Source organism: Stenotrophomonas sp. AS012628 (assembly GCF_010608305.1).
GTDB classification, from domain to species: domain Bacteria; phylum Pseudomonadota; class Gammaproteobacteria; order Xanthomonadales; family Xanthomonadaceae; genus Stenotrophomonas; species Stenotrophomonas geniculata.
Window position 1 is genome coordinate 1 of the sequence record NZ_VMBJ01000012.1, and the last position, 10435, is coordinate 10435.

8 protein-coding genes and 5 tRNA genes are annotated in these 10435 nt (G+C 62.8%); 11 read left to right on the forward strand and 2 right to left on the reverse strand.

Annotated features, from left to right (window positions below; translation table 11 throughout):
- The coding region (locus G5A07_RS07665) for a hypothetical protein (protein WP_230080539.1) at nucleotides 1-381 on the reverse strand (381 nt) is incomplete at its 3' end.
- 9 nt (nucleotides 382-390) lie between these two features.
- Nucleotides 391-1311 carry a hypothetical protein gene (locus G5A07_RS07670; protein ID WP_191863115.1) on the reverse strand — a complete coding sequence of 307 codons (921 nt, stop codon included), beginning with the start codon at nucleotides 1309-1311 and terminating at the stop codon, nucleotides 391-393.
- Between the two features lie 827 nt (nucleotides 1312-2138).
- Here G5A07_RS07670 and G5A07_RS07675 point away from each other — a divergent pair.
- The 11 genes from G5A07_RS07675 (at nucleotide 2139) to G5A07_RS07725 (ending at nucleotide 10374) form a co-directional block, all read left to right on the forward strand.
- A tRNA-His gene (locus tag G5A07_RS07675) sits at nucleotides 2139-2215 on the forward strand.
- A 79-nt stretch (nucleotides 2216-2294) separates the two neighbouring features.
- Nucleotides 2295-2370 (forward strand) — tRNA-Lys (locus G5A07_RS07680).
- A gap of 197 nt (nucleotides 2371-2567) precedes the next feature.
- Nucleotides 2568-2643, forward strand: a tRNA-Lys gene (locus tag G5A07_RS07685).
- 420 nt (nucleotides 2644-3063) lie between these two features.
- Nucleotides 3064-3372 carry a hypothetical protein gene (locus tag G5A07_RS07690; protein WP_010483896.1) on the forward strand — a complete coding sequence of 103 codons (309 nt, stop codon included), beginning with the start codon at nucleotides 3064-3066 and terminating at the stop codon, nucleotides 3370-3372.
- A 141-nt stretch (nucleotides 3373-3513) separates the two neighbouring features.
- A tRNA-Leu gene (locus tag G5A07_RS07695) sits at nucleotides 3514-3598 on the forward strand.
- A gap of 189 nt (nucleotides 3599-3787) precedes the next feature.
- Nucleotides 3788-5083 (forward strand): trigger factor, encoded by a 1296-nt coding sequence (gene tig / locus G5A07_RS07700; protein ID WP_010483893.1) that lies wholly within the window; start codon nucleotides 3788-3790, stop codon nucleotides 5081-5083.
- Nucleotides 5084-5159: 76 nt separating this feature from the next.
- Nucleotides 5160-5786 (forward strand): ATP-dependent Clp endopeptidase proteolytic subunit ClpP, encoded by a 627-nt coding sequence (clpP, locus tag G5A07_RS07705; RefSeq protein ID WP_004146318.1) that lies wholly within the window; start codon nucleotides 5160-5162, stop codon nucleotides 5784-5786.
- 126 nt (nucleotides 5787-5912) lie between these two features.
- Nucleotides 5913-7202, forward strand: coding sequence for an ATP-dependent Clp protease ATP-binding subunit ClpX (gene clpX, locus G5A07_RS07710; protein ID WP_019336555.1), 1290 nt, complete (start codon nucleotides 5913-5915; stop codon nucleotides 7200-7202).
- A 142-nt stretch (nucleotides 7203-7344) separates the two neighbouring features.
- A complete protein-coding gene (gene lon, locus G5A07_RS07715; protein WP_010483888.1) occupies nucleotides 7345-9798 on the forward strand; it encodes an endopeptidase La in 2454 nt (817 codons plus the stop codon).
- Nucleotides 9799-10015: 217 nt separating this feature from the next.
- Nucleotides 10016-10288, forward strand: coding sequence for an HU family DNA-binding protein (locus tag G5A07_RS07720; RefSeq protein ID WP_004146343.1), 273 nt, complete (start codon nucleotides 10016-10018; stop codon nucleotides 10286-10288).
- 11 nt (nucleotides 10289-10299) lie between these two features.
- A tRNA-Val gene (locus G5A07_RS07725) sits at nucleotides 10300-10374 on the forward strand.
- The last annotated feature ends 61 nt before the right edge of the window (nucleotides 10375-10435 follow it).

Genomic DNA, 10435 nt, shown 5'->3' on the forward strand with positions numbered 1-10435 from the left:
GCCACCACCACCGCCCCGGGAGTTGGGCGGGAGGACGGTCGAAATCACTTCGCCGGAGTCGAAACCTGCACCTCGCCACGTGTAGTTGACGCAGGAAATACCGTTGCAGACGGTCAGGACATCGCCGGTCTGGACTCGCGTCTGGGCTGTCCAGACGGTGGTCCGGCCGTCATTGAGCTTCTGGACCTCTTGGGAAAGCTGCTGGTTGGTCACCGGATCGGGATACGGGGTTGTCAGCGTGCATCCGGCGGTGCAGTTGATGACGCCAGGAAGCTTTTTCGCTTGAAGGCTCCCGGCTGCCATGAACAGCAGCACGCCTGCAATGGCGGGAATGGAGTTTCTACCAAGCGAAGGGATAATCCCAATCAGTCTAGCTTTCACAATAGGTCCTTATCGTGGGATGCAACAGTTCTTGAAGATTTCGTTCGATGAAATGCGGGCTTTCTCTTTCTCTTGGCTGCTCAGGTTTTTCTCATGGTTGGCAATGTCAGTGGTGGTGGCAAAACGTGGGTCCAGCCGGTTGAGGACGCGGGTGTACGCCAGGGCGGCAACGGGATCCGCAGGAACGATGCCGCCATACGTGTAGGCCATCGCCATGTCGCTGATGACATTGACGTTCCCTTGTGATTCCAGTTCGCGCAGATATCCGGTGGCGGTGTCCTTCCACGCCTCGAGCGCCGCGGGATCACGGATTGCGTCATCAAGCGAACCGATGACTTTCTCCGGCGATCGCGAGTAAGCGCGCATCGCTTCCTGCGAGCCCATGGCGGCGGCCTTCGAAAGCCAATCGGCGTGATAGATGTCCTGATCTAGAGCCAGCGACTCGCACTCTTTGAGGATTCGTTCCGATCGCTCCAGGAACCAGTTGCCGGACCCGACCGTGGTGGCTGAATCCGCCAGCTTGTCAGCGCGATCCGAGATGAAGGTCTGGCACTGCTCGATGGTTCGATAGATTTCGTAGGTTGCCGTGGCATCTCCGGATTCGGAGCGCAGCATCAGTTGCTTGACGTGGGCGAGCGCGTCACCGGGAGGCCGGAACTCGTTGCCTCTTACGATCTCGTAGGCTTTGGGGCCCACCGCCTTGTACGAGCCTGGCGGGATCTTGTTGTCCCGCTCCAGCCTCTGCGCGGCCGCCGCACCTGACGCCGGAAGCTGCCTTCCCTGGTCGGGCCTTTCATCAAGGCTGCCACTGTTCCCGGATTCCGCTGCCGTGGCATCGGCAGCCGGCTGCTGCCGGTAGCCGTTCATTGCGACGGCTGCCACTGCCAGCACCGCTGCCAGCGCGACGAATCCGATTAGCCGCTTGCTCATCTATTGATCTCACCTTCATTGCAGGAACCGGCATGGTTGCAAACGTGCGCCTCGCGTTCCATGTCCTGCAGCTAACGTTGTATGAATGGATCTCCCCCATTCCCGTTTGAGATTCATTCACGATTCGTTCACCAATCGTTCACGCCGTCGGGAGTGCGTCCGACCATGGCGAGCTGTTTGCCTGCACCTGACCTTCGGCGCAGGCGGCACGCACCTTCTGGCGCTCGGCATGAGATGCAGTTTGGAAAGGCGCGGGAGAGGTAGAGCAGGTGCTGGCCGAAGTGCATCGTCTGCGCAGTTGCCAACGGCGGCTTACCCTGTACTGCGGCGGTGTCACCTCGCTGGCGTTGACTGGCCTGCTGACGGGGGCGACGGACCAACGCAGTGCGTCGATCGACGTGATCGAAACGATGTTGCCGATGGACAGCGGCGGCCGATGTTCTCGGCCTAAGATGAGCGCTTGCACGCGCAGGTGTGCAAGCCATTACCCGTCGTGTGTTTCCTGGCAGGACGCAGTCGCACAATGCGATGTTTCAGCTGCTCGACGGAGCGGGCCAGCCGCGCCAGCAGTTGCAGGTCACGCCGAAGGGGGAGGCCACGCTGTCATTCCTGGACGAGCACGGGGCGCCGTGCGTGTGATCTCGGCGGAGCAGCTCTGATCTCCTGTTCCGGCCCCTGCACATCAATGTGAAGAAGTGCTTGCAATTCCTTCGCGACTCCCGGAAAATGCCGGACTCGCTTCGGGGGACGGACTTCTGGTTCCGCCCTGTAGCAAAGCATCAAGTTCCAACGTCAGCCTCATCGGCGGTGGAGCGAAAGTTTCAGTGGTGGCTGTAGCTCAGTTGGTTAGAGTACCGGATTGTGATTCCGGTGGTCGGGGGTTCGAATCCCCTCAGCCACCCCACTGATTCAACCGCATCGGCGCAGCCGAAACGGTATTGCAATAAACAGAAAGCACGCTACAATGTGCGTCTGAGTTTCACGGGCCGTTAGCTCAGTTGGTAGAGCAGTTGACTCTTAATCAATAGGTCCAAGGTTCGAATCCTTGACGGCCCACCAAGACAGAAGCCACCTGGTAGCCCAGGTGGCTTTTTTCTTATAGGTGTGACTCCCATCGTTTCGATGGGTCACGCGTTGCAGAACCCGCTCGGCGCGGATCTGCAGCAGCAGCGGGACCGCAGTGCTGGTTTCAACCACGTTGAAAAAAGTGCTTGCACCCACCGAGCGGATCGGGTCATAATTCGCGCCCCGATTTCGGGCTGTTAGCTCAGTTGGTAGAGCAGTTGACTCTTAATCAATAGGTCCAAGGTTCGAATCCTTGACAGCCCACCAGACGAAAGCCACTTGGTTCGCCAAGTGGCTTTTTTCTTGCCTGTTCGCTGGGTGGCGTCTGCAGATACCAGCGGTGCTGGCTGGAGTGGAGCCCCCTTGAGTCAAGGGGGCGCGGCGAAGCCGCGGGGATGTGGGGGCCGGTGAAGTGGGGCCCGCGCTTTGCCATGCAAAGCGTGGGGCTGCGGCGCGAATGCGCAGCAGCTTCCCCTTGGTTCGCCAAGTGGCTTTTTTCTTGCCTGTTCGCTGGGTGGCGTTTCATCCGCGCATGGCGTGGATCTACTGAAGCGATGCTGAAATCAGGGGCATACGCGTCATCAGTGTTTTCAATGCTGTGCGCTGCTTCTCACCGCGCTGCGCCCTTCATCGCACCCAATGGATCTTCCGCGCCGAGAGCGCATGCATGTACGAAGGAAGATCCTGATGGCCGATATGAAACGACTGCGCCGGGGGCTGTGGGTTTCATTTGCGTTGCTGGTGTTGGTGGCCTGCGCGCCGGAACGTGATCCGGCGCAGACCATGGAGCGCGATGCAGGTACAGGGGCGGTTCCGGCGCGCCCGGTCGGTGACACCATGCAGATGCAGCCGGCGCAGCCGGTGGAGGGTGAGGCTGCGCCGGAGGCGATGGGGCTGCGTCGCACCGACAAGGGTGGCGTGGACATCCGCAAGGTGGATGTGGCGGCCGGGCAGGGCGCTGACGCACCTGCGTCCCCTGCCGAGGCGAAGCACTGAGTCGCCGCCGTCCCGAACGGTCGCACGACCTTCGGGGCGGCCTTTGGCGCGGGCAATGAGCACAGGGCTGTCATGTTCAGTTTTGTGCAGGCCTTCCGATTCCCGCCGTCGCCTGCGACAATGAATGCCTGAGCCGGCCACGCGAAAGTGGCGGAATTGGTAGACGCCCTGGATTTAGGTTCCAGTGCCGCAAGGCGTGGGGGTTCGAGTCCCCCCTTTCGCACCAGTGCCGGCCTGTCCCCGCCCTGATCGGGCCATCGACGCCCACTTGACCGGCACGCGCTGGCAGTGCAGGCCGAATTGGGCGAAACTAAAGGGCTGCGGCAAGCAGGCGCGTCCCAGACGTCGTGTCCTTACAACCGTTTCATCCCAATCATCGAGCCGGGGGCGTGGGCCACCGGTGGCAGGAGTCAACATGCAAGCTTCGATCGAATCCACCGGCAACCTGGAACGCCGCCTGAGCTTCTCGCTGCCGGAAGAGCGTCTGCAGAGCCACATCGTCGGCCGCCTGGGCGAAATCGCCCGTACCACCCGCATCAAGGGTTTCCGTCCGGGCAAGGTGCCGGCCAAGGTGATCGAGCAGCGCTTCGGCGCGCAGGTCCGTGGTGAGGCGCTGGACGGCCTGCTGCGCGAAACCTTCGACGCGGCCGTGCGCGAGCACGACCTGCGCATCGTCGGCAGCCCGCGCATCGACAAGGGCGACGAGGGTGAGTTCTCCTTCGTGGCCACCGTGGAAGTGGTGCCGGACTTCGGCGACATCGACGTCAGCAAGCTGACCGTCGTGCGCCATACCGCCGAGATCACCGACGCCGACATCGACCAGATGATCGAGAACCTGCAGAACCAGCGTCGTACCTGGGCCCCGGTCAGCCGTGGCGCGCAGGACGGTGACCTGGTCGCGGTGGAAACCTGGTCGCAGGCCGGCGAAGAGCGCCTGCCGGCCGAAGGCACCGAGAAGGGTTCGATCGTGCTCGGCCAGGGCATGATGTTCGAGACCATCGAAAAGGGCCTGGTCGGCCTGGCCAAGGGTGAAGAGAAGACCCTGGACGTCGAGTTCCCGGCTGACTGGCGCGTGCCGGTGCTGGCCGGCAAGACCGTGCAGGTCACCGTCAAGGTTGCCGAAGTCTCCGAGCCGGTCGTGCCGGCGGTCGACGAAGCCTTCATCAAGAGCTTCGGCGTGAAGGGCGGCGACGTGGAGCAGTTCCGCAGCGACATCCGCGCCAACCTGGAGCGCGAGCTGAAGGGTGCCCTGATGAACCGCCTGCGCCGCGAGGTCGGCGAGCAGCTGATCGCCGCCTATTCCTCGGTGGAAATGCCGCCGCGCCTGGTCGAGAACGAAGCCCGCGCCATGCTGGCCCAGCAGGTCGAGCAGATCCGCCGCAACGGCCAGAACGTTGGCGAGATCCCGGCCGATGCCCACGAAGGCTTCAAGGAAGCGGCCGCCAAGCGCGTGCTGGTCGGCCTGCTGGTCGGTGAAGTGGCCCGCATCAACGACCTGCGCCTGGAAGCCAAGCGCCTGAACGAAACGATGCGTCTGATCGCTTCGACCTACGAAGAGCCGGAGCAGGTCATTGAGATGTACCGCAATGACCCCCAGCTGATGTCTGGCCTGCAGAACCGTGTGATGGAAGAGCAGGTAATCGACTGGATCGCCGAGCGTGCCCAGCACACCGAAGAGAAGCTGTCGTTCCAGGACGCGATCCGCCAGTAAGCCCGGGCGGATCACCGGATGCCCCGTGCCTTTGCCGGCGCGGGGTTGTTGCCCCCCAAGATAGGTACCTCACGTAATGGACAACCGAACCAAAGCCCTGAACCTGGTTCCGATGGTGGTCGAGCAGACCAGCCGCGGCGAGCGTGCCTACGACATCTATTCGCGCCTGTTGAAGGAGCGCCTGATCTTCCTCGTGGGCCCGATCGACGATCACATGGCCAACGTGGTGGTGGCGCAGTTGCTGTTCCTGGAATCGGAGAACCCGGAAAAGGACATCAACATCTACATCAACTCGCCGGGTGGCGTGGTCACCGCCGGCATGGCGATCTACGACACCATGCAGTACATCAAGCCGAATGTGAGCACCACCTGCATCGGCCAGGCTGCCTCGATGGGCGCCCTGCTGCTGGCCGCGGGCGAAGCCGGCAAGCGCTATGCGCTGCCGAACTCGCGCGTGATGATCCACCAGCCGCTGGGTGGCTACCAGGGCCAGGCCACCGACATCGACATCCACGCGCGTGAGATCCTGACCCTGCGTTCGCGCCTGAACGAGGTGCTGGCCAAGCACACCGGCCAGTCGCTGGAGACGATCGCCCGCGACACCGAGCGCGACAACTTCAAGAGCGCCTTCGAGGCGCAGGCCTACGGTCTGGTCGACCAGGTCCTGGAGCGTCGTCCGGATGAGTCGATCCAGGCCGGTTGACCGGCCTTCACGGGGCCATGGAGGCCTCGTTCCTGCAGGGTCGGGCGGGACTGGTGTCCCCTCGGCCCTGTGCTATTCTCGAATCGAACCCCCGTTCAGCGGGTGGGGTAACTGGGTAAGCGAAGCATGAGCGAAGACCGCCAAGGTCGTTCCACGGACACCGGCAAGATCCTCTACTGCTCTTTCTGCGGCAAGAGCCAGCATGAAGTGCGCAAGCTGATTGCGGGTCCGAGCGTGTTCATCTGTGATGAATGCGTGGAGCTGTGCAACGACATCATCCGCGAGGAGCTTGAGGAAAAGGCGCAGTCGGCGCGCAGTTCGCTGCCGAAGCCGCGCGAGATCCTCGAGGTGCTCGACCAGTACGTGATCGGCCAGAACCGCGCCAAGCGCACCCTGGCCGTGGCCGTGTACAACCACTACAAGCGCATCGAGAGCCGGCAGAAGAACGACGACGTCGAACTGGCGAAGTCGAACATCCTGCTGGTCGGCCCGACCGGTTCGGGCAAGACCCTGCTGGCCGAGACCCTGGCCCGCCTGCTCAACGTGCCGTTTACCATGGCCGACGCCACCACGCTGACCGAAGCCGGTTACGTGGGCGAGGACGTGGAGAACATCATCCAGAAGCTGCTGCAGAAGTGCGACTACGACGTCGAGAAGGCGCAGCAGGGCATCGTCTACATCGATGAAATCGACAAGATCTCGCGCAAGAGCGAGAACCCGTCGATCACCCGCGATGTGTCCGGCGAAGGCGTGCAGCAGGCCCTGCTGAAGCTGATCGAAGGTACCGTGGCCAGCGTTCCGCCGCAGGGCGGCCGCAAGCATCCGCAGCAGGAATTCCTGCAGGTGGACACCAAGAACATCCTGTTCATCTGCGGCGGCGCGTTCGCCGGGCTGGACAAGGTGATCCAGGCCCGTTCCACCGACGTCGGCAGCATCGGCTTCGGCGCCAAGGTGAAGAGCAGCGAGCGCAAGCAGGAAGTGGGCAAGGTGCTGGCCGAAGTCGAGCCGGAAGACCTGATCAAGTTCGGCCTGATCCCCGAGTTCGTCGGCCGCCTGCCGGTGGTGGCGACCCTGGAGGAGCTGGACGAGCCGGCCCTGATCAGGATCCTGACCGAGCCGAAGAACGCCATCACCAAGCAGTTCAAGAAGCTGTTCGAGATGGAGAGCGTCGAACTGGAGTTCCGTCCGGACGCGTTGTCGGCCATCGCCCGCAAGGCGCTCAAGCGCAAGACCGGCGCCCGTGGCCTGCGCACCATCGTCGAATCGGTCCTGCTGGACACCATGTACGACCTGCCGTCGCAGGAAAACGTCAGCAAGGTGGTGGTGGACGAATCGGTGATCGAGCACAAGTCCGAGCCGTACCTGATCTACCAGACCCCGGCGGCCCCTGAACAGAAGGCCGCAGGCGCTGAGTGATCCTTCCAGGTTGTTGATTGGAAAGGATTTTCAAGGAATGCCTTGCATCTGAAAGCCGATGGCCCCATAACGGGGCCATCGGCTTTTTTTGTCTCCGGAAGATGCCCTCCCGGAGGCGGTTTTCCCCTTCCCTGGAGCCCCCATGGCCCGTTCCCCAAGTGAAACCCTCGACCTGCCGGTCCTGCCGCTGCGCGACGTAGTGGTGTTCCCGCACATGGTCATCCCGCTGTTCGTCGGCCGTGACAAGTCCATGCACGCGCTCGAACAGGCAATGGAGGCGGACAAGCGCATCCTGCTGCTGGCGCAGAAGTCGGCCGAGACCGATGACCCGCATGCGGCCGACCTCTACCAGGTCGGTACGCTGGCGCAGGTGCTGCAACTGCTGAAGCTGCCCGACGGCACCATCAAGGTGCTGGTCGAAGGCCTGTCGCGCGTGCAGGTCACCCACGTCGACGAGCGCAACGGCTCGCTGCATGGGCAGGCTGTGGAAATTGACGCCACCGACGAGCGCGAAGCGCGCGAGGTCGAGGCGATCGCCCGCTCGCTGATGTCGCTGTTCGAGCAGTACGTCAAGACCAACCGCAAGCTGCCGCCGGAACTGCTGCAGACGCTGTCGGGCATCGATGAGCCGGCGCGCCTGGCCGACACCATCGCCGCGCACATCAGCGTGCGCCTGGCCGACAAGCAGCGCCTGCTGGAAACGCTGGCCGTCGGCGATCGCCTGGAGATGCTGGTCGGCCTGGTCGATGGCGAGATCGACGTGCAGCAGATGGAAAAGCGCATCCGCGGCCGCGTGAAGTCGCAGATGGAGAAGAGCCAGCGCGAGTACTACCTCAACGAACAGATGAAGGCCATCCAGAAGGAACTGGGTGACCTGGACGACGCGCCGGGCGAGCTGGAAGAGCTGGCCCGCAAGATCGCCGAAGCCGGCATGCCGAAGGCCGTTGAAGCCAAGGCACGCAACGAACTGAACAAGCTCAAGCAGATGTCGCCGATGTCGGCCGAAGCCGCGGTCGTGCGCAACTACCTGGAGTGGCTGCTGGGCGTGCCGTGGAAGAAGCGCAGCAAGGTGCGCAAGGACCTGAAGGTGGCGCAGGACACCCTCGATGCCGATCACTACGGCCTGGAGAAGGTCAAGGAGCGCATCCTTGAGTACCTGGCGGTGCAGTCGCGCGTGAAGCAGATGAAGGGCCCGATCCTGTGCCTGGTCGGGCCGCCGGGCGTGGGCAAGACCTCGCTGGGCCAGTCCATCGCCAAGGCCACCAACCGCAAGTTCGTGCGCATGTCGCTGGGCGGCGTGCGTGACGAGGCCGAGATCCGTGGCCACCGTCGTACCTACGTCGGTTCGATGCCGGGCCGCATCGTGCAGAACCTCAACAAGGTCGGCAGCAAGAACCCGCTGTTCGTGCTCGACGAGATCGACAAGATGTCGATGGACTTCCGTGGCGATCCGTCTTCGGCGCTGCTGGAAGTGCTCGACCCGGAGCAGAACAACGCGTTCAACGACCACTATCTGGAAGTGGACCTGGACCTGTCCGAAGTGATGTTCGTGGCCACCTCGAACTCGCTCAATATTCCGGGCCCGTTGCTGGACCGCATGGAAGTGATCCGCATCCCCGGCTACACCGAGGATGAGAAGCTCAACATCGCTACCCGCTACCTGGTGCCCAAGCAGATCAAGGCCAACGGCCTGCAGCCGGAAGAGCTGGAGATCGGCAGTGATGCCATCCAGGACATCGTGCGCTACTACACGCGCGAATCGGGCGTGCGCAACCTGGAACGCGAGATCGCCAAGATCTGCCGCAAGGTAGTGAAGGAGATAGCACTGGCCGGCCCGCAGCCGGCGGCGAAGGCGAAGAAGGGTGCGAAGAAGTCCAAGGCGCTGGTGAGCGTGTCCAGCAAGAACCTGGACAAGTACCTGGGCGTGCGTCGCTTCGACTTCGGCCGTGCCGAGGAAGAAAACGAGATCGGCCTGGTCACCGGCCTGGCGTGGACCGAAGTCGGTGGCGATCTGCTGCAGATCGAATCGACGCTGGTACCGGGCAAGGGGCAGTTGATCCTGACCGGCCAGCTCGGCAACGTGATGAAGGAATCGGCGTCGGCGGCACTGTCGGTGGTGCGTTCGCGCGCCGTGGGCTTTGGCATCGACAGCGACTTCCTGCAGAAGCACGACGTGCATCTGCACGTGCCCGATGGCGCCACGCCGAAGGACGGCCCGAGTGCCGGTGCGGCAATGGTCACCTCGCTGGTGTCGATGCTGACCAAGGTGCCGGTGCGTGCCGACGTGGCGATGACCGGTGAGATCACCCTGCGTGGTCGTGTCACCGCCATCGGTGGCTTGAAGGAGAAGCTGCTGGCCGCACTGCGCGGTGGTATCCGCACGGTCATCATCCCGGAAGAGAACCGCAAGGACCTTGCAGACATTCCGGCCAACGTCACCCGCGATCTGGAGATCGTGCCGGTGAAGTACATCGAAGAAGTCCTGGACCTGGCGCTGGAGCGTCCGCTGGCACCGAAGAAGGCGCGCAAGAGTGCGCAGCGTGTCACGGTGCGCAGCAAGGCCAAACCGAGTGGAAGCGCGCGCGTCAAGCATTGACGCGCGCTGTCCGATGGCCCGAAACCCGCGTCGTTGCTGGCTTTCCAGCTTGCGTGGGGGTAGGGCCACTGGTATAAAAGCAGCACTCGCGAATGAGTGATCGCTGTCAGCGATGACTGAATCGGCGAACCGTTTCCACATGGCGGCCGCATGCAGAAGGCGTGCGGTTGCTTCCCTGTCGAATAAGCGGAACCCACCGCCAAAGGAGTTGTAGAGAATGAACAAGACCGAATTGATCGATGCCGTTGCTGAAGCTGCCGACCTGACCAAGGCCGAGTCCAGCCGCGCTGTCGATGCCGTCGTTGCTGCCGTCACCAAGGCGCTGAAGGACGGCGATGCGGTCACCCTGGTTGGCTTCGGTACCTTCCAGGTCCGCGACCGTGCTGCCCGCACCGGCCGCAACCCGAAGACCGGCGACACCATCAAGATCGCTGCTTCGAAGAATCCGTCGTTCAAGGCTGGTAAGGCCCTGAAGGATGCTGTAAACTAAGCGGCTCGCTGGGGTGCTTAGCTCAGCGGTAGAGCGTCTCCTTTACACGGAGAGGGTCGGGGGTTCGAAACCCTCAGCACCCACCACAGCACCGCGGTAAAAGTTTGAGTGTGGAGCGGTAGTTCAGCTGGTTAGAATGCTGGCCTG

Bases quoted from the DNA above. Each gene is read 5' to 3' on its own strand.
- lon (WP_010483888.1), top strand. From the start codon at position 7,345: ATGGCCCGTTCCCCAAGTGAAACCCTCGACCTGCCGGTCCTGCCGCTG.
- clpP (WP_004146318.1), top strand. From the start codon at position 5,160: ATGGACAACCGAACCAAAGCCCTGAACCTGGTTCCGATGGTGGTCGAG.
- G5A07_RS07690 (WP_010483896.1), top strand. From the start codon at position 3,064: ATGGCCGATATGAAACGACTGCGCCGGGGGCTGTGGGTTTCATTTGCG.
- clpX (WP_019336555.1), top strand. From the start codon at position 5,913: ATGAGCGAAGACCGCCAAGGTCGTTCCACGGACACCGGCAAGATCCTC.
- G5A07_RS07670 (WP_191863115.1), bottom strand. From the start codon at position 1,311: ATGAGCAAGCGGCTAATCGGATTCGTCGCGCTGGCAGCGGTGCTGGCA.
- tig (WP_010483893.1), top strand. From the start codon at position 3,788: ATGCAAGCTTCGATCGAATCCACCGGCAACCTGGAACGCCGCCTGAGC.
- G5A07_RS07720 (WP_004146343.1), top strand. From the start codon at position 10,016: ATGAACAAGACCGAATTGATCGATGCCGTTGCTGAAGCTGCCGACCTG.